Consider the following 19,303-nt stretch of genomic DNA (forward strand, 5'->3'; position numbering starts at 1 on the left):
TCCCTCAGACGCGTTCGATGATGATGGCGATGCCCTGGCCGACGCCGATGCACATGGTGCACAGCGCATAGCGCCCGCCGGTGCGGTGGAGCTGATACATCGCGGTGGTGACGAGCCGGGCCCCCGACATGCCGAGCGGATGGCCCAGCGCGATCGCCCCGCCATTGGGGTTCACCTGCGGCGCATCGTCGGGCAGGCCGAGATCGCGCAGCGTGGCCAGCGCCTGGCTGGCAAAGGCCTCGTTCAGCTCGATCACGTCCATCTGCCCGATGCTCAGCCCGGCGCGGGCCAGAACCTTCTTCGCGGCAGGCGCCGGACCGATCCCCATGATCCGGGGTTCGACCCCGGCGGCGGCCATCGCCACGATCCGGGCCCGGGGCGTCAGGCCCTGGGCGCGCGCGGCCTGTTCCGACAGGATCGCCAGCGCCGCCGCCCCGTCATTGACGCCCGAGGCATTGCCGGCCGTCACCGACAGATCCGGCCCGTTCACGCCGCGCAGCTTCGCCAGCATCTCGACCGTGGTGCCCGGGCGCGGATGCTCGTCGGTGTCGAAGACGATCGGCGCGCCCTTCTTTTGCGAGATCGTCACCGGGACGATCTCCTCGGCGAAGATCCCGGCCGCCTGCGCCGCCGCCCAGCGTTCCTGCGAGCGCGCCGCGAAAGCGTCCTGATCTTCGCGCGAGATGCCGAAATCGGCGGCGACGTTGTCGGCGGTCTGCGGCATGCTGTCGACGCCGAACCGCGCCTGCATCTTCGGGTTCACGAAGCGCCAGCCGATGGTGGTGTCATAGACCGCATTCGTGCGCGAGAAGGCGCTTTCGGCCTTGGGCATCACGAAGGGGGCGCGCGACATGCTCTCGACCCCGCCCGCGATGACGAAGTCGCAGTCGCCCGCCTTGATCGCGCGGGCCGCCATGCCGACCGCATCCATCCCCGAGCCGCACAGACGGTTCACCGTGGTGCCCGGCACGCCGACCGGCATGCCCGCGAGCAGCACCGCCATGCGGCCGACGTTGCGGTTGTCCTCGCCCGCCTGATTGGCGCAGCCATAGATCAGGTCGTCGACCGCCAACCAGTCCACCTGCGGGTTGCGCGCCATCAGCGCAGCCAGCGGCAGCGCCGCAAGATCATCGGCGCGAACCTGCGCCAGCGCCCCGCCATAACGACCGATCGGCGTGCGCACAGCATCGCAGATGAAGGCGTCCAACATGCCTCGCTCCTTCGCATTTCCCGGAAAGGCCGACGATTCTCCCAAATTCGCCGACCGCACGGTCAATGAATACCATCGAAACAATACATGTCAAAGCAATTTTGCCGACATCATGTAATGTTTAAGGCCAGCCCCCTGCCGGCGCGGGGATCGGCCGCCGCGCACGGTGGTTATCTCAGGCTGTCGAGCCGGGCCGCGCTTGTCGGCGTGGCGGCGGGCAAGGCGCCGTCCTGATCCTCGAGCACCGCGGCAATCTCCGCCTCGGCGGCCGGGGTCAGATCCAGATAGAGCTGCCGGAACAGCACCTGCGCCACCGCCCCGCTCCAGCCCGGCGGCAGCGCCGCCTCGGGCAACAGCGGGTCGCGCAGCAGCGCCCCGCGATAGAGATGCACCAGCAGCAGCCGCGCGGTCAGCGCCTCGGCCGGCGCCAGCCGTCGGCCGGCGCGCAGATCTGCGGCCAGAGGCCCGAACCGGGCGATCATCGCGTCATAGCGCGCGGCAAGCCCGGTCAGATCCCAGAACCGGGCAAGGCCCGGACAATGCGCCGGATCATTGCCGGGGCTGCGCAGCACCAGCGCCGCGCCCGGGGGCAGCTCGCCCCAATCGGGACAGATCCACAGATCGCCGCCCATGCGCGCCAGATGGAACCGCCGCAGGGTCTCCTCGGGGACGTCCTCGGCCGCCAGAACCAGCCAGCCCGCAGGCCGCAACCGGGGCGCATAGAGCAGCCGCGCCGCCTCGGAAAACTCGGCGCGCGCCGCGGGGGCAAGGCGGTAGAAGCTGCGCCGCCCGGCCCGCTCCCCCTCCAGCCGCCCGGCCGCGACAAGGCGCGAGGTCGCGGTGCGCACGAGGTTCTCGCTGATGCCGATCCGGGCGCAGATGCCGATCAGGCTGCCCATCCACAGAACCTCGCCGCGCGGCACCACCACGTCGCCATAGACCGTGACGATGAAGGAGGCCGCCGTCACCGTCAGCCCCGCGGTCAGTTCTGCAACAGCTTCGCCCTGCGTCATGGCCCCCTCTGCGCGGATGATTGCGACCGTTTCGCATAGGCGGCGCGGCCCGCCAAGTCAAACCGCCGACTCAGTCCGGCGCCTTCAGCCCGGCGCGGGAGATGAAGGCCATGCCCTGCGCGATGTCGTCGTGAACCGCCTGCACGAAAGCCGCGCCGTCGCGCCGTTCCAGCGCGGCGACCACGCTCTTGTGGTGATCGACGGTGCCCGGATCGGTGCCGTATTGCGCCGCGATGTAGCGCATCGACGGCCCGTATTGCAGCCACAGCGCCTCGACCAGGCGCAGCAGCGTGGGCGAGCCGGCCTTGCGATAGATGCGGAAATGAAAATCGAAATTCGTCTGCATGTAGCGCGGGATGTCCTGCGCCGCGATCGCCGCGTCCATGGCCGCATCGGTCGCCACGAGGAACTCCAGATCGGTCTGGTCGAGCGTGGCGAAGGCCATCCGCGCGAGTTCCGGTTCCAGCTGCGAGCGCGCGAAGAGCACGTCGCGGTGATTGGCCAGGTTCAGCTGCGGCACCTCGATGGTGCGGCTGTCGACGAAGCACAGCGCGCCCTCGGCCACCAGCCGGCGCACCGCATCGCGCACCGGGATCACGCTCAGCCCGCGTTCGAGCGCCAGCGCCCGGATCGACACCCGGTCGCCCGGCAGGAAGGCCCCGCCCCAGATCTGCTGCCGCAGCTCGCCATGGACCATGTCGGCGACGGTATCCGGCTGGTAGTTGCTCATTTTTTCATCACCCGTGCATCTGGGAGACCGCGAAAGGCCGGAAGGTATTTGTTATATCACTAGTCTATGTATTATAACATGTGGCAGACCAACACCGAAACATGCCATGACCCAGATCCGATTCCGCGCCGAAGCCCCCCGCTTCCGACGCCCGAAAGATACATGCCCCGCGGCGGGCGCGACAGACCATCCCCTGACGCAGGGGGGGCACTGCCTTGGCTGAACCGCATGCAGGCTCCTATTACGCGGCAACCGCCCTGCCCGGCCCGAATTTTGCGCGCCTCGAGGACGAGATCGACACCGATGTCGTGGTGATGGGCGGCGGCTTCACCGGGATCAACGCGGCGATCGAGCTGGCCGAGCGCGGGCTGCGGGTGGTGGTCCTCGAGGCGAACCGGATCGGCTGGGGCGCCTCGGGGCGCAACGGCGGGCAGATCACCGGCTCGCTCTCGGGCGACACCGCGATGCGCAAGGAATTCCGCCGCAGCCTGGGCGACGGGGCTGACGACTACATCTGGTCGCTGCGCTGGCGCGGGCACGACATCATCCGCAGCCGCGTCGCGCGTTTCGGCATCGCCTGCGACCTGAAGCCCGGCCATCTGCAGGCCGCGATGCGCCCCGCCCATGTCACCGAGCTGCGCGCGATGGCCGAGGAGGCCGCGGCCCGCGGCATGGGCGACGAGGTCTCCTGGGTCGAGGGACAGGCGCTGCGCGATCTGGTCGAGAGCCCGATCTATCTCGGCGGCGTCTACAACCGGCGCAACATGCATGTGCATTCGCTCAACCTCGTGCGCGGCGAGGCGCAGGCGGCGGCCACGCTCGGGGTGCGGATCTTCGAGGACAGCAAGGTCGAGGGCATCGTGCACGGCCCCCGGCCGCTGGTGCGCACCCGGCTTGGCCGGGTCCGCTGCGACATGGTGCTGATGGCGGGCAACGCCTATCACCGGCTGGCGCAGGGGCGGATGCGCGGCGCGCTGTTTCCGGCCTCGCTCGGCATCGTCGCGACCGAGCCCCTGCCCGAGGCCACCGCCCGCGCGATCAACCCGCGCGACATCGCGATCTACGACAACCGCTTCATCCTCGACTATCACCGGCTGACCGCCGATCGGCGGCTGCTGTTCGGGGGCGGCACCAATTACACCGGCCGTGACAGCCGCGACCTTGCCGCCGAGCTGCGCCCGGCGATCGAGCGCACCTATCCGCGGCTGAAGGGCGTGCGGATCGACTATCAGTGGTCGGGACAGGCCGGAATCATCCCGAACCGGATCCCGCATCTGGGCCGGATCGCGCCCAATGTCTTCTATGCCGAAGGCTATTCCGGCCACGGCATCGCCACCTCGCATATCGTCGCCGAGATCATGGCCAAGGCGATGACCGGCACGATGGCGGAATTCGACGTTTTCGACGCCGTGCGCCGCCTGCGCCTGCCGATGGGGGCCCGGCTTGCCCATCAGGCGCTTGCGCTCGGCATGGCCTGGTTCGCGCTGAAGGAGCGCCTGCGGTGAGAGAGACCATGAACGACCTGATCGACACGCTGAACGCCCATGACGCGAAAATCGTCCATGTCGGGCAATTCGACTATGCCTCCATCTTCCGGATGCGCCGCTTCTCGCGCCCCGCCTTCGAGGAATGGGCGACCGAGCCGCGCTTCTCGAACGTGCTGCCCTATTGGGACCAGACCGACGATCTGTGGACCGGCGAGCGCTTCTTTCCGCAGCGGGTGCGCATCGACCCGGGCTCGATCCGCCGCAACCCGTCGGAGCCCGGCGCGGTGACGCTGATCGCCGAATACGAGGGCACCGAGGCGCCGCTGATGCCGCGCGCCGTGCTGCGCCGTCAGCTCGACCGCGCCGCCGCCATGGGCTTCGAGGTCGAGGCCGCCTTCGAATACGAGGCGCTGATCCTCGAGGAAACCGACGTCACGCTGCGCGACAAGGGCTTTCGCGACCTGCAGAGCTTCAACCCCGGGCACAAGTGCTGGTCAGGCGTCACCCATTCCGTCCATGCCGATTTCTTCGCCGGGCTGCAGGCCGAGGTCGAGGGCCATGACATCGCCCTTTATTCCGTCGGCACCGAACTCGGGCCGGGCTGCTTCGAGATCACGCTCGGCCGCGCCGCCGGCATGAAGGCGGCCGACGACGCCTCCTTCTTCCGCATGGCGACCCGCGCCTTTGCCCGCAAGATGGGCAAGACGGCAAGCTTCATGGCCTATCTCGGCGAGGGCCTGCCCGGCACCGGCGGCCATTGCACGATGAGCCTGCGCGACAGGGCGACGGGGCGGAACCTCTTTGCCGCGGCGGACGGGCGCACCACCGAACTCGCCGGGCAGTTCATCGCCGGCATGATGCAGGTCGTGCCGCAGGCCTTTGCGCTCTGCACCTCGAGCGTCAACGCCTTCCGCCGGCTGGCGCCGGGCAGCTGGGCGCCGAAGGCGCTGACCTGGGCCGAGCAGCCGCACACCGTGGCGGTGCGCTCGGCGCCGAACGCGAATGACCGCGCGCGGCTCGAATTCCGGGTGCCGCCCTCGGATGCCAATGCCTATCTGGTGATGGCGCTGATGCTCGGCGCCGGGCTCGACGGGATCGAGCGGCGGCTGCCGGTGCCGCCGCAATCCGAAAACGCCCATCCCGATTTCATCCCCGAGGGCGCCGAGCGTTTCCCGCGCGACCTGATCGAGGCCGCCGACCGGCTGGCGGTGTCGGAAGATGCGAAGCGCCTGTTCGGCGCCGAATTCGTCGGGAATTTCGCCGCGACCTGCCGGCACGAATATGCCGCGCTCGCCCGCGCCGTCAGCGCCGAGGAACGCGCGCGCTACCTCGAGGGCTGAGCCCGCCGGCAACCCTCGATCTCGGTGCCCGCCCCCAGCGCGTTGCGGGCTCTGCCGGGTCGCCCCCCCGCCGGGGGTGACCCGGATGCCGGGCACGCCGCGCTTCCGCGCGCGGCACGTCCGACGGTTTGCGCTCATCCACGGGCGGCGCCGGACCCGTGGCCCCGGCAGATCGATCCGCCATTGCGGGCGGACCGTCATGGAGGCGCCGCTCAGCCCAGATGCCGCTTGCGTTCGGCCGCATAGCGCACCAGCGCGAGGCCGCGGAAGATGCCGTGCATGAACTTGCCATAGGGCATGGTCAGGAAGAAGCCGAGCACGAAGCCCAGATGCAGCGCCAGCGTCACCCCCATCAGCGGCGTCGCACGCAGCACGAGAAGTGCAAGCCCCGTCACCCCGGTCAGCAGCAGCATCACGATGAAGGCCACATCCATGCCCTTGCGCGACACGTCGCCAAGCTCCGGATCGCGGCGCAGCTTCGCCGCCAGCAGGCCGAGCGGCCCGAGGGTGATGCCGATGCCGCCGAGCGTGCCGAGAACCACCGGCAGGTCCCACCACGGATAGGGCGCATCGCGGCCGAGCAGATAGTGCCACAGCGTGCCGACCGCCGTCGCCGCGAAGCACAGCGCGAAGCCGTAGAAGGTCAGGTGATGATACATCCGCCGGGTGTCGTCAGGCACCTCGGCATCGTTCGCACAGCCCATGCCGCCGCCGTCGAGATAGCGCAGCGTGGCGATGTCCTGCGCCCCGCCCGCCAGCGCCTGCGGATCGCGCAGCGTCGATCCCGGCTCGCCGATGTCGCGCCAGAAGCGGATGCAGGACATGACGACCGCCAGCACCGACCACAGGAAGGCGGTGCCGAAGATCGCCACCATCGCGTTGTGCGGCAGGATCCGGTAGAAGGCGCCGGGCCCCGACTGCGCGCCGAACAGCACCGCCGGATCGGTCAGCGCGGCAAAGCCCACCAGGAAGGCCGCGACCGACAGCGTGGCGACCAGCGTCACCACCAGTCCGTTGCGGGCAAACAGCGGCGCCATGACCCCCGGCCAGACATAGCGCGCATAGCTGTCGTTGCGGACCTCGGCCAGCACCTTCGGCACGTTCACCGCGAATTCATGCGGCGGGGCGAACTGGCAATCGGAATTGCACGCGCCGCAGTTGTGGCACAGGTTCGCCAGATAGGTCAGATCGCCCGCCCCGAAGGCGCGGCGCATCTCCATCGCCGGGAAGACGGCGCACAGCCCCTCGCAATAGCGGCACGAGTTGCACACCGTCATCAGCCGGCCCGCCTCGTCGAGATGGGACTGCCGGGCCTCGGCGGCGCTCATCGCCCCTGCGGGCATCTTGAATTCATCGCTTTGCATGGCTGCCCGCTCCTTCTCCGGCGATGCGCCCGAAGACGCTGCCGATGGTCATTCCGATCCCGGCCGCATAGCCGCGGCCAAGCACGTTGCCGGCCATGATCTCGCCGGCGGCCCAGATGTTCTCGGCGCGCCCGCCCCCGGCAAGCTGCACCCGGGCGTCTTCGTCGACCTCGACGCCGAGATAGGTGAAGGTGATGCCGGGGCGGACGGGATAGGCGTAGAACGGCGCCGCCTCGATCGCCCGCGCCCAGTTCGTCTTCGGCGGGCTCAGCCCCTCGGTGTGGCAGCCGTCGAGGATCTTGTCGTCGAAGGTTCCCGGCTGCACCGCGGCGTTGAAACCCTCGACCGTGGCCCGCAGCGCGGCCGGATCGAGGCCGAGCTTGCCCGCGAGCTCCTCGATCGTGGCGCCGGTCACCGGCGGGAACAGCGAGGGCATGAAGAGTTGCAGCGAGCGCGCATCGAACACGATATAGGCGATCTGGTCGGGCTGCGCCGCCACCAGCCGGCCCCAGATCGCATAGCGCTTGGGCCAGATGTCCTCGCCCTCGTCATAGAACCGCTCGCAGCGGTTGTTGACGACGATGCCGAAGACCACGCAGTCGAGCCGGGTGATGATGCCGCCGTCGTATTTCGGCGCGCGAGCGTCGATGGCGACGGCATGGCATTGCGTCGGGTCGCCGATCTGCTTCATCCCCTTGTCGATCAGCCGGCGCAGCAGCGAGCCGCGGTTGTAGGGCGTGCCGCGGATCAGGAAGTTCCCGGCGATCTCGCCCCAGCCTTCCTTCAGCCAGTCGATGTTCGCCTCGAACCCGCCCGATGCCGCGACCAGCCCCTTGCCGGCAAGTCGGCGCCGCCCGGCGGGGGTGGTGACCTCGGCCGCGACGAAGCGGGGGCCGTCCATCTCGAGATCGGTGACCTCGGCCTCGTAGGCGATGTGAACGCCAAGCCCCGCCGCGGTGCGGTAAAGCGCGTTCAGCATCGAGCGCCCGCCACCGAGGAAGAACGAGTTGGTGCGCCCGAGGCTGAGCGTGCCGCCGAGCGAGGGCTGAAAACGCACCCCCTGCTCGGTGATCCAGGTCAGCATGTCCTTCGACTTGCGGATCATCATCTTGGCGAGCACAGGGTTGGTGTTGCCCTGGGTGACGCGCAGCAGGTCGTCGAAGAATTCCTCTTCCGTGTAGGGCCCCGAAAGGGTCTCTGTCGCGCTGTCATGGGCGCAGCGCATGTTGCGGGTGTGGCGGGTGTTGCCGCCGCGGTAGAAGCGCGGCGCCTTTTCGAGGACGGCAACGCTCGCCCCGGCGCGGCGTGCCGCGATGGCGGCGCAGAGCGCGGCGTTCCCACCCCCGGCGACGATGACGTCGTAGGTTCGGCCGAAATCCACAGTCTGTTCCATGTCAGAACACCCAGACGCTTTCCCGCGGGATGCGGATCGGCGAGGTTTCCTGCGCCACGGGGCCGTCGGTCAGCACCCGCAGGCTGTGCCCGCCAAGGCGGTAGACATGTTCCCATTTCTCGCCGAGGAACATCGAGGTGGCGCGGTGCATCTCGACCGCGTCGGGCTCGCCCGCGGCGGCCAGCGCCAGCCGGTCCATGCGGCACACCGCGGTGCCGTCCTCGCCCACCGTCTTCGGCTGCCCCATCCGCCCGGTGACGCGCAGCCCGTCGCAATCGAGCGTGGCGACCCCGTCGCCCGCTGCCACCACCTTGCCCGAGAGCCGGATGTTGTTGCCGATGAAATCGGCGGTGAACAGCGTCTTCGGCCGGTTGTAGAGGTCTTCGGGGCTGCCCTCCTGCGCGATCACCCCGCCGTTGAGCAAGATGATCGTGTCGGCGATCGCCAGCGCCTCGATCTGGTCATGGGTGACGATGACCGCGGCGCGCTCCTCGCGGGTGATGAGCTCCTTGAGGAAGGCGCGGGCCTCGTCGCGCAGCTTGGCGTCAAGGTTCGACAACGGCTCGTCGAGCAGCAGCACCGCCGGATCATAGGCGAGCGAACGGGCGATGGCGACGCGCTGTTGCTGACCGCCCGAGAGCTGCGCGGGGAAGCGCTGTTGCAGATGGCCAAGGCCCAGCACCTCGCAGACCGTGCCGACCTTGCGCCGGATCTCGGCCTCGGCGACCTTGCGCAGCCGAAGACCGTAGGCGACGTTGTCGAAGACCGTCCGGTTCGGCCACAGCGCGTAGGACTGGAAGACGAAGCCGAGCCCGCGCTTCTCGGCCGGCAGGTCGAGCGAGGCGGCACAGTTCAGCACTTCCTGCCCCGAGACCCGGATCCGGCCCTCGCAGGCGCGCTCGAGCCCGGCCACGGTGCGCAGCAGCGTGGTCTTGCCCGAGCCCGACGGGCCCAGCAGCGCGGCGATCTTGCCCTTCTCGACCGAGAAGGAGGCGCCCTTGAGAACCTCGACGGCCCCGTATTTCAGATGAATGTTCTCTACGATCAGCTCAGGCATCGAGACGTACTCCAAGGCGAAGGGCAAGCGCGATGCCGCTTCCGATGACGAGGGTGTTGACGACGGCCAGCGAGGAGGCCACGTCGATGTTGCCGCCGTTCCAGAGGCTGACGAGCATGGTGCCCATCACCTCGTTGCCCTGCCCCATCAGGAAGATCCCGGTCGAGTATTCGCGGGAGTAGAGCAGGAAGGCCAGGAGCCAGGCGGCGATCAGACCGTGCCGGGCGAGCGGCAGGGTCACGTTGCGCGCGACGCGGAAGGCACCGGCGCCGGTGACATGGGCCGCCTCTTCCAGCTCGCGCCCGACCTGCGCGAAGGAGGTCGACACCAGCCGCAGCCCGAAGGGCAGCCAGACCAGCGTATAAGCCACCCACATCGCCGCCAGCGAGGCGACGAAGGGCTTCAGCACCGGCACGAAGAGGAAGATCCAGAACACCACGAGACCCGCGACGATCCCCGGCATGGCGCGCGGCAGCAGCACGAGGAAGTCGAGCCCGCGGGTGGTCTTCAACGGCGAGCGGTGGCTGGCGAGCCCGATCAGCGCATAGACGCAGAGCGAGGCGAAGCCGCCCACGAAGGCGAGGATCAGCGTGTTGACGATCGAGCGCCGGATCAGCGGCATCTCGGCGAGCTTGGCGTAATTGTCCAAGGTCAGCACGTCGCGGATCGCGACGAGCGGCCCCCAGGTGGTGACGACCGAGCGCAGCACGACGCCCGAGAGCGGCAGCAGAACGACGGCGTAAAGCCAGACGATCACCGCCGCGAAGGCGACCCATTTCCACGGCCCGAGCGGCACCAGATGCGACCGCGTCGCCTTGCCGCCGATGGTGGAATAGCGCTGCGCCGTGCGCAGCATCCGCCGCTGCAGCACCACGAGCGGCAGGGTGATGAGCATGATGAAGATCACCACCACCGCCATCAGCTGATAGGCGGGCCGGCCAAGCAGGGTGTTGAACTTGTAAAGATAGGTCGCCAGCACCAGCCGCCCGTCCTGGTCGCCGAGGACATAGGGCAGACCGAAGAGCTCGAAGCCGAGGAAGGCCACCAGCACGGCGCTGACCGCGATCGAGGGCCAGACCAGCGGCAGGGTGATCTTCGTCGCGACCGTCAGCGGCGAGCCGCCGGCAACGCGCGCCGCCTCCTCGAGGTCGGAGGGCACGGTGCGCAGCGCGGTCGCGACATAGATGTAGACATGCGTGACATGGCTGAGGCCGACGACGAGGATCAGCATCGGCATCGAATAGACGTTCCAGAACGGAGCGCCGAAGAGGCGCTCCCACCAGACCGACCAGAACCCCGAGGGCCCGATCGAGACGATGTAGCCGAAGGCGAGAACCATCGGCGACATGAACAGCGGCAGGAAGATCGCCGGCTCGATCCACTTGCGGCCCGGCAGGTCGGTCCGCACCATCAGGAAGGCAAGCAACGACCCCAGCGGAACGGCGATGACGACCATGCCCACCGACAGCACCACGGTGTTGCGCAGCGCGTCCCAGAAGCCGGGATCGCCCAGCACGAAGCCATAGGTGTCGGCGGTGATCTTGGCCCGCGGGCTGAAGAAGGCGTCAGTCAGGAAGCTCTGCCAGACGATCAGCCCGACGGGGGCGAGGATGAACAGCGCCGTCAGAAGCGCGACGCCGTTGCGCCAGGATTCGTTGCGCATGACCTTACTTGCCCGCCTTCAGCGCGTCGTTCCACTTGCGGAAGAAGGCCAGCCGCTGCATCGGCTGGATCGCGTCCAGCAGCTCGGGCCCGATCGTCACCGGCTTCAGGATGTCGCCGTAGTCCGCGCTCAGCCCGGCGATCGTCGCCGTGCCCTCGACATCGGGGCGGATGGCGAAGAGATGCGCCTGGTTGCCGACCACCGTCTGGCCGCGATGCGACAGCAGATAGTCGAGGAAGACCCGCGCCGAGGCCGGGTGCGCGGCCTGCTCGGTGATGATCGCGAGACGGGACAGCACGACGGTGTAGTCCTTCGGCACCACCACCTTGACGTTCGGATCGCGCTCGGCCCGCAGGTAGGCATAGGGGCCGATGATGTTGTAGCCGATGGCGTGTTCGCCGGCGCTGATCTTTTCCAGCATGGTGCCGGTCGAGGTGTAGAACTTGGTGTCGACGGCCCCGAAGGCGGTGACCAGCGGCCAGAGCGCATCGCCGTTGGCCGCATCGGCCGAGACCGCGAAGAAGCCGAGGCCCGAGCGTTCCGGATCATAGGTCGCGACCTTGCCGGCCATGCGCGCCTTGTTCGCGGTGAGCCAGGACGCCAGCCCGGCGCGGGTGTCGGGCATCTCCTCGGCGCTGACCAGCTTGCTGTTGTAGACCATCACCACCGGCTCGTAGGTGATGCCATAGATCTTGTCGCCCGAGGTCGACCAGGCCGGAACCGCGCCCTTTTCCGGCGAGGCGTATTCGGCGGCGATCCCGTCCTCGACCATCTGGTATTGCAGGTCCATCGCCGAGGACCAGACCATGTCCGCCTTCAGCGCACCGGCAGCGGCTTCGCTGCTGACCCGGCTGAACAGGTCGGCAGCCTTGATCTCGATGTAGTCGACATGGATCTTCGGAAAGGCCTTCTGGAAGTCCTCGACGATCGGTTCGACCGCGGTATGCTCGGTGTTGGCATAGATCACCACCGAGCCCTCGGTCTCGGCCTTGGCCACCAGCGCAGCGTAATCTGCCGGGTACCCGTCGGGGATTTCAGCGGCGGCAATGGCGGGTGCCGCGGCGAGGCAGGCACAGGCAAACAACCGGCCGACGGCCGATGTCCCGAAATTTCTCATGTTTTCCTCCCTGGCGAAAGCGGGGTCGAATCAGAACGATGGCTTTCGTATTTTTATGTTTATTATTGTATACAGTAAAAAGCAATTGCATTCCGCCATATGGCGCTTCCCCGCGTTCGGCGCTATGCAGGAGGCAGAGGCAATCGGGGGGCGTGCATGAGTATCCAGTCTGAATCCGTGACCTCCCGGCTCGCCCGGCTCAGCCTGGACACCACACCCGGCATGCGCGGGGCGGGCCTGTCCGACGCGGTCTTTGCCGCGCTGCGCCATGGCCTGCGCAGCGGCATCTTCCAGCCCGGCGACCGGCTGCGCGAAGAGGAGATTGCCGAGCATTTCCACGTCAGCCGCACCCCGGTCCGCGACGCGCTGCGCCGGCTGCTGGAACGGCGGCTGCTCGAGGTCTCGGGCGGGCGCGGGCTGATGGTGCGCCGGCTCGACCAGAGCGAGATCTTCGAGCTTTACCAGATGCGCGAGATCCTCGAAGGCACCGCCTCGCGCTTTGCCGCGCAGAACGCGACCCCGGCCGAGATCGCCCATCTGCGCGACCTGCAAGCCGCCTTCGAGACGGCACAGACGGCCGCGGAATGGCGCAGCCTGAACAAGCAGTTCCACGAGACCATCGCCGGCGCGGTGCGCAACCGATATTTCCATAACCCGTTGGAAGAGTTACAGGACTTCCTGGCACTTCTGGGGCCGACGACGTTCTCGGTGCCGGGGCGGGCCAATCCGGCCGCGGCCGAACACCGCCGCATTCTGGACGCCATCGCCGCCCACGACCCTGACGCCGCAGAAGCCGCCACGCGCGACCATATCCGCAGCGCCTTTGCGGCGCGGCTGAAGATGCAGCAGACCGAGGCCTGAGGAGAAAGGGGGCGCGGCGCCCCTCGGCGGCAAGCGGCCTGCCCCCTTGCGGTTCGGGGCCGGACCGGCCCGTGCCGGGCTATTCCACGCCGCGATCATCGAACGCGGTGCCGACGCGGTCATCCCCATTCGCCGCGACGGGTGCGCCTGGGAAGAAGACGGCCCGGCGGCGATCGCCCGGGACGCGATCCTGTGTGCCACGCGCCATCCGTGCCAGGGACTGAGGAAGCGATGGGCCGGGGATCACATCCGACGTCGGATCGAGACCCGGATGAACGGCCGCATGGCCTTCGGGGAGCGGATCATCTCCCGAGACCCCGACGCCCGGACCGCCGAGATGTGGCCATTGCCGCAAGCCGGCAGCGACAGGGCAATGCCCCCCTCTGCCGGACATCGGGCGACAACGCTCTTTCGCAGCGAACGCCGGCATCCGATGTCCGGCGACGGCTGATGCCGCGACCTTTCCGGCCGCGGCAGAGGTGTCATGCGTTGCGCACTGCCGTCCGCATTCCGAGAAGCGGATGAAGGATGAGGTAGGCCACGGCCGCGACGAGGAAGGTCGCCGGCGCGGAGACTGCCGCCCAGGCGCCGCCAAGGACGTGCAGGACAAGGCCGGTCCCGGCGCTCAGGAGCCATGCGGTCATCCCGGCATAATTGACGTTCGGCGTTTCGGCGAGGCTCGAATGCAGCCGGTCCTCGTTGGCGCCGCCGCGGCCCTCGGTCAGGATATGGGTCATCGCCACCGCCACCCAGGCGACGACGAAGATCCCCTGCCAGGCCAGCGCCTGCAGGATGTAGGCGAAGACATCCGCCATCATCAGCACATAGACCACGACCCCGGTCACGCAGGCCCAGACCACGCGCGGCAGGTGCAGCCGGAAGGCGGTCTCGGCAAAGCTCTCCATGTTCACCGCAGCGAGGTAATAGTTCGCGGTGTTGATCCGGGTCTGCGAGATCCAGACGAAGCCAAGCCCGGCAAAGCCCATCAGCTTGATCAGCGCGAGCACCACCGAGACCTCGCTCACCGCACCGCCGGTGGGCAGGCTGGCGGCGAGGAAGATGCCGGCCAGGCCGTTGAGCAGGAAGGCCACGGTGTAGAAGGGCGCGCCGAAGGTGAAGCCCGCGTGAAAGCCCGCGTCCTCGGTCTTGCCGAAGCGGGCGTAATCGTAGGTGTACATCATCAGCACCCACACGCCCATGTAGGCGACGAAGCAGTCCCACCAGCCGCCGGCGGGCGCGCCGCCCTCGGGACCAAGCGCCAGCCAGGCGTCGGAATAGCCGTATTCGGCAATCGCCAGTCCGATCGCGGCCAGGAGCCCCAGCAGGTAGAAGGGCAGCAGCACGCCATTGAGCTTGTCGAGCCAGTTCTGGATCGAGCCGAAGATCAGCGCGACGGAATAGACGACGACGATGCCCGCGGCGAGCGGATAGGCGAGTCCGGCATAATCCTGCAGCGCGAGCGCCATCACCGAGCCCTCGAAGACCGCGTAATAGATCGCCGTGGCAAAGAAGATCAGCGTCGCCACCGCGGCGCCGGTGCGCCCGAGCAGGATGCGCGAGAACAGCGACACGCTCAGCCCGGTGCGGATCGCGTGGCGGGCAAGCACCGCGTTCACAACCGCATAGGCGATCACCGACAGCACCAGCCCGATGATCGCGTTGCGCGCGCCATAGGCGAGCGCGAGCGAGGCCGCCACCACCAGATAGAACATCGCCGAGCAGACCGACCACCAGGCCATCGTCAGCGGCAGCCGCCCCATCCGCGCATCGCGCGGCACCGGGCGGTCGGAGAATTCGAGCTCTTCCGAGCCCTCCAGTTTTCCGGCCATTGCGGAAACTCCCTGTTGTTGTGTGTTTTGTCGTTGGGGTGCGTAGGGGCCGGCGCGCGGCCCCTACGCGGGGGCGCTTATGCGTCCTCGGCCAGCGCCACGGCGGTCTCGGCGAGCGCCGGCTCCGCCTCGGCGAGGGTCAGGACATAGACGCCGGTCGGGTCGAGCTCGGCGGTCCAGCCCGGCTCGATCACGATCGTCGTCGTCACCTCCTGGATCACCGCCGGCCCGAGGATGCGGTCGCCCGCACCCAGCTTCGCGCCCTCGTAGACGGGGGTGTCCTGCTGCATGCCATCGGCGGCGAAGATCATCTCGCGGGTGCCGGCAAGGGCGGCATGCGCCCCCTGCCCCGCCGCGATCGTCATCCGCGCGGGCTTGTCGACGGCGCCGGTCAGCGCGCTTTCGACGTTCACCACCTCGACCACGCTGCCCGGTTCCGAATAGGTGTAAAGCTCTTCGTGGCGGGCGTGGAAGGCGGCCTTGAGACGCTCGAGCGCGGCCTCGGTCACCTCGAAGGGCTCGACCGAGACGGTGCATTCATGCACCTGCCCGACATAGCGCATGTCGAGCGAGCGCAGCACAGAGACGCGCTCGGCGCCGAAGCCGTCGCCGGCCAGATCGGCGCGGCCCTTCGCCTCGAGCTCCTTGAAGAGCGCATCGAGCTTCGCCGCGGCCTCGGCCCCTTCAAGCCGCACCGGCGCCGGCGCCATGTAGTTGTATTTCACGTCCGAGATGATCTGGCCGAAGGCGCACAGCCCCGAGGCGAGCTTGGAGATCAGCACCTTGCGGATGCCCATCTCGCGGGCAAGCGCGGTGATATGGGCGGCCGTCGCCCCGCCGGCGCAGTTCAGCACGAAGTCGCGCGGGTCATAGCCGCGCTCGACCGAGACCCGCCGGATCGCGTTCACCATGTTGTTGTTGACGATGGTGAACATCCCGTGCGCCGCCTTCTCGACGCTGATGCCGAGCGGCTTGGCCAGATGCGTCTCGATCGCGCGGCGGGCTTTTTCGACGTTCAGCGGCAGCCGCCCGCCGACGAGCCCATCGGGGTTCAGATAGCCCAGGACCAGGTTCGCGTCGGTGGTCGTCGGCTGCTCGCCGCCCTGATCGTAGCAGGCCGGGCCCGGTTCCGAGCCCGCCGATTGCGGCCCCATCTGCAACAGCCCCATCTCGTCGATCCAGCCGATCGAGCCGCCGCCCGCGCCCAGGGTCTCGACCTGGATCATCGGGATGCCGATGCGATAGCGCAGGAAGTCGATGTCCTTCGAGACATTGGCGCGGCCGTTGCGGGTCAGGGTGATGTCAAACGAGGTGCCGCCCATGTCGACGGTGATGATGTCCTCCATCCCCCAGGGCTCGCCGAGGTAGAGCGCCGCCTGCGGCGCCGAGGCCGGGCCCGAGTTGATCGCATAGACCGACTGGTCCGACACCACCCGGCCAAGCGCCAGCCCGCCGTTCGACTGGAAGTAGCGCACCGGGGCGCGCGCGCCGAGCGACTGGAAATAGCCGTCGACCTTCTCGACATAGCCCGCCAGAATCGGCGCCAGATAGGCGTTCACGATCGCGGTCGAGGTGCGGGTGTATTCGCGCACCTGCGGATAGAGCGCACTGCCCAGCGTGAGGCGCACGCCCGGCATCATCTCGCGCACGATCTCGCCGGCGCGGCGCTCGTGGGCGGGGTGCAGCACCGACCAGACGAAGGAGATCGCGACCGATTCGACGCCCTCGGCCAGGAAATGGCGGCAGGCCTCGCGCACGTCCTCCTCGTTCAGCGCGCTATGCACGGCGCCGGTCGACAGCACCCGTTCGCGCACGCCGCGGCGCAGATAGCGCGGCACCAGCATCCGCGCCGGCGGATAGTCGGGATCATAGCGATAGCCGTCTTCCTTGTGGCCGAGGCGGATCTCGATGCTGTCCTGATGGCCGGCCGTGGCGATCAGCCCGGTGCGCGCGCCCTTGTGCTGGATCAGCGCGTTCAGCCCGACGGTGGTGCCGTTGATGCACAGATCGGCGTTCGAGACGATCTCGCGCGGGGTGATGCCGGTCTCTTCCTCGATCAGGGCGAGGCCGTTCTCGATCGCGCGGGTCGGGTCCTGCGGCGTCGAGAGCGCCTTGAAGATCCGCACGCCGCCGCTGCGGTCGGCCAGGATGAAGTCGGTGAAGGTGCCGCCGGCGTCGATGCCGAGGCGGTATTGGTTCTGCATGGGATGGGTCCTTGACTGTGGCCGGGGTCGCGCGGGGGGCTGCCTGCCCCCCGGTCCCCCCGGAGGTATTTCGGGCAAGATGAAGGGATCAGGCCGAGCGCAGGGCGCGGGTCGCCTCGGCATCGACGGCAAGCGTCGCGCGGTCGGTGATGACGACGCCGTAATCGAGCCGCGCCCCCTCAAGGCTGACGAGGCCGTTCTTCACGTCCTCGACCACGCGGGCGATGTCGCGCTCGAACGGGTTGCCATAGCCGCCGCCGCCGGGGTTCATGTTGGCGGCGCGCTCGCCCGGGCGGATCGTCTCGATCACGTTCTCGGTGATCACGGTGGTCTCGCCGCCGCGTGTCACCTCGAGCCGGCCGACCTTCGGCGGCACCAGTGCCGAGCGCGCCCCCGAGGCGCCCATGGCCGGGATCCGCCGGCCCTCGCCGAAGGTGACGAGGGTCATCGGCGCGTCGAGCGGCTCGACCTCCCAGCGGGTGCCGGAGCCGCCGCGGTTGCGCCCGGCCCCGCCCGAATCCTCCATCAGCCCGTATTCGTGGATGATGATCGGATAGGAGTGTTCGAGCATCTCGATGTCGCCCGAATGCAGCGCGCCGAAGCAGCATTCCGGCCCGCAGGCGTGCCAGCCGTCCTGCGTCGCGGTGGCGCCCGCGCCCGAGATGATCGAGGCCAGCACCATCGTCACGTATTCCTCGTCGTGGCGCTTGTCCCAGCCGGCGATGTTGCAGCCGTTGGCATGGCCCCAGCTTGCCGCGACCTTGGCGGGCGCCGCCTGCTCGAAGGCCAGACGCACGGCGTCGGTCAGGGTCTCCATCGGCGTCGTGGTGCAGTTCATGTGCGGCGCGGGGGATTGCGCGTTGCACAGCGTGCCCTTCGGCCCCATGTCGGTCGAGACGCAGCGATAGAGCCCCTCGTTGTAGGGCGGCGGCAGCTGCGCGAACATCATCAGCCCGAGATAGACGCCCGAGTGGCTGTTGCCCTCGTAGGAGTTGATGAAGTAGGGCACCTGCGGCGGCGAGCTGACGGCGATGTGGCAATTGTCGCCACTGATGGTGACGGTCGCGGTGATCTCGAAATCGCCCAGACCGTGGCCCGCATCCTCGAGGATCGCGGTGCCCGAATAGGTGCCGTCGGGCACCGCCGCGATCAGCTTGCGCATATGAGCCTCGGCCATGTCGAGCAGCTCGGCGATGCAGTCCTGCACCACCTGCTTGCCGTATTTGTCCATCATCCCCTTGAGGTTGCGCGCCCCCACCTGACAGGCGCCGATCAGCGCGTTGAAATCGCCCTCCTGATCGCGGCGGGCGCGCATGTTGGTCAGGATCATGTTCATCACGTCGTGGCGCGGCACGCCGCGGTCCCAGATCTTGACCGGCGGAATCCGCAGCCCCTCGGCGAAGATCTCGGTGGCGTTCGGGTTGTAGCCCGCCGGCACCGGCCCGCCGACATCGGTCAGATGGCCCTTGCACACCGTCCAGAACACCAGCTCGCCCTCGTAGAAGACGGGCATGTACATGCAGGTGTCGATGATGTGGCTGCCGCCATAGGCGGGGTCGTTGTGCAAGATCAGGTCGCCCTCGTGGATCTCGCCATCGAAGAAGCGCGCCACCGATTTCATCGCCGGGATCAGCGAGCCGAGGTGGATCGGGATGTCCTGGCCCTGCAAGATCATCTCGGGCGCGCCGTTGAATAGCGCGGTCGAATAGTCATGCGCCAGGTTGAAGACGGAACTGCGCGCCGTCTGCTCGAGCGCGAGCGTCATCTCGCGCTGTGTCGTTTCCAGAACGCCCCGCACCACGGAAAGCGTGATCGGGTCCACCTTGCGTCTTGTCATGCCCTGTCGGTCCTTGTGTTCAGGGACAGCGGGCATGCGAAAACCGGGCCGCCGGGGCGGGTCATGTCAGTTCTCCCTGTTCGCACGGGCCGCTGTCCGGCCTCGCATTGTCCCTTCAGGCTGCGCGACTCGGGGGGGTGCGATCTTGCACGCGGATGCGCAAAAACTTGTCACTCAGCGCGCCGGGCCGCCGGTTTT

The 19,303-nt window shown here is 68.4% G+C and carries 14 protein-coding genes and 1 pseudogene; 4 read left to right on the plus strand and 11 right to left on the minus strand.

Annotated elements, in window-relative coordinates; translation table 11 throughout:
* Positions 1-4 precede the first annotated feature (4 nt).
* From pcaF to AC0QTQ_RS14060, 3 genes are all read right to left on the minus strand, one after another.
* Positions 5-1,207: a 3-oxoadipyl-CoA thiolase gene (gene pcaF / locus AC0QTQ_RS14050; RefSeq protein ID WP_480259238.1), complete on the minus strand. Its 1,203-nt coding sequence runs from the start codon at positions 1,205-1,207 to the stop codon at positions 5-7.
* Between the two features lie 173 nt (positions 1,208-1,380).
* Positions 1,381-2,223, minus strand: coding sequence for a PaaX family transcriptional regulator C-terminal domain-containing protein (locus AC0QTQ_RS14055; RefSeq protein ID WP_480257087.1), 843 nt, complete (start codon positions 2,221-2,223; stop codon positions 1,381-1,383).
* A 70-nt stretch (positions 2,224-2,293) separates the two neighbouring features.
* Complete coding sequence (locus AC0QTQ_RS14060) at positions 2,294-2,953, minus strand: GntR family transcriptional regulator (RefSeq protein WP_480257088.1); 660 nt, start codon at positions 2,951-2,953, stop codon at positions 2,294-2,296.
* A 215-nt stretch (positions 2,954-3,168) separates the two neighbouring features.
* On the opposite strand from AC0QTQ_RS14060, the gene AC0QTQ_RS14065 reads away from it, so the two are divergent.
* Together AC0QTQ_RS14065 and AC0QTQ_RS14070 are read left to right on the plus strand one after the other, a co-directional pair.
* Positions 3,169-4,458, plus strand: a complete 1,290-nt coding sequence (locus AC0QTQ_RS14065; protein ID WP_480257089.1) for an NAD(P)/FAD-dependent oxidoreductase — start codon at positions 3,169-3,171, stop codon at positions 4,456-4,458.
* Between the two features lie 8 nt (positions 4,459-4,466).
* Positions 4,467-5,780, plus strand: coding sequence for a type I glutamate--ammonia ligase (locus AC0QTQ_RS14070; protein WP_480257090.1), 1,314 nt, complete (start codon positions 4,467-4,469; stop codon positions 5,778-5,780).
* Positions 5,781-5,992: 212 nt separating this feature from the next.
* Here the strand turns inward: AC0QTQ_RS14070 and tcuB are convergent, their stop codons facing one another.
* The 5 genes from tcuB to AC0QTQ_RS14095 are packed head-to-tail and all read right to left on the minus strand — an operon-like array spanning position 5,993 to position 12,374.
* Positions 5,993-7,144 (minus strand): tricarballylate utilization 4Fe-4S protein TcuB, encoded by a 1,152-nt coding sequence (gene tcuB / locus AC0QTQ_RS14075; RefSeq protein WP_480257091.1) that lies wholly within the window; start codon positions 7,142-7,144, stop codon positions 5,993-5,995.
* Positions 7,131-8,537: an FAD-dependent tricarballylate dehydrogenase TcuA gene (tcuA, locus tag AC0QTQ_RS14080; protein WP_480257092.1), complete on the minus strand. Its 1,407-nt coding sequence runs from the start codon at positions 8,535-8,537 to the stop codon at positions 7,131-7,133. The genes tcuB and tcuA overlap by 14 nt, the downstream gene beginning before the upstream one ends.
* 1 nt (position 8,538) lies before the next feature.
* Positions 8,539-9,594, minus strand: coding sequence for an ABC transporter ATP-binding protein (locus AC0QTQ_RS14085; protein WP_480257093.1), 1,056 nt, complete (start codon positions 9,592-9,594; stop codon positions 8,539-8,541).
* A complete protein-coding gene (locus tag AC0QTQ_RS14090) occupies positions 9,587-11,257 on the minus strand; it encodes an ABC transporter permease (protein ID WP_480257094.1) in 1,671 nt (556 codons plus the stop codon). The genes AC0QTQ_RS14085 and AC0QTQ_RS14090 overlap by 8 nt, the downstream gene beginning before the upstream one ends.
* Positions 11,258-11,261: 4 nt before the next feature.
* The gene (locus AC0QTQ_RS14095; RefSeq protein ID WP_480257095.1) at positions 11,262-12,374 is read right to left on the minus strand and encodes an ABC transporter substrate-binding protein; all 1,113 of its coding nucleotides are present in this window, start codon (positions 12,372-12,374) and stop codon (positions 11,262-11,264) included.
* A gap of 156 nt (positions 12,375-12,530) precedes the next feature.
* Between AC0QTQ_RS14095 and AC0QTQ_RS14100 the strand changes: the two genes are divergently transcribed.
* Both AC0QTQ_RS14100 and AC0QTQ_RS14105 read left to right on the plus strand, forming a co-directional pair.
* The gene (locus AC0QTQ_RS14100) at positions 12,531-13,235 is read left to right on the plus strand and encodes a GntR family transcriptional regulator (RefSeq protein WP_480257096.1); all 705 of its coding nucleotides are present in this window, start codon (positions 12,531-12,533) and stop codon (positions 13,233-13,235) included.
* Between the two features lie 85 nt (positions 13,236-13,320).
* Positions 13,321-13,575: pseudogene (locus AC0QTQ_RS14105) on the plus strand (IS5/IS1182 family transposase); the annotation flags it as partial.
* Positions 13,576-13,717: 142 nt separating this feature from the next.
* Here AC0QTQ_RS14105 and AC0QTQ_RS14110 read toward each other — a convergent pair.
* The 3 genes from AC0QTQ_RS14110 to capB all read right to left on the minus strand — a co-directional run bounded on the left by AC0QTQ_RS14110 (position 13,718) and on the right by capB (position 19,105).
* Positions 13,718-15,064 (minus strand): purine-cytosine permease family protein, encoded by a 1,347-nt coding sequence (locus AC0QTQ_RS14110; RefSeq protein WP_480257097.1) that lies wholly within the window; start codon positions 15,062-15,064, stop codon positions 13,718-13,720.
* 77 nt (positions 15,065-15,141) lie between these two features.
* On the minus strand, positions 15,142-17,268 hold the full coding sequence (capA, locus tag AC0QTQ_RS14115) for a caprolactamase subunit alpha (RefSeq protein ID WP_480257098.1): 2,127 nt from the start codon (positions 17,266-17,268) through the stop codon (positions 15,142-15,144).
* Positions 17,269-17,356: 88 nt separating this feature from the next.
* Complete coding sequence (gene capB / locus AC0QTQ_RS14120; RefSeq protein ID WP_480257099.1) at positions 17,357-19,105, minus strand: caprolactamase subunit beta; 1,749 nt, start codon at positions 19,103-19,105, stop codon at positions 17,357-17,359.
* Between the last annotated feature and the right edge of the window lie 198 nt (positions 19,106-19,303).

The organism is Paenirhodobacter sp. YD-8 (assembly GCF_056590935.1).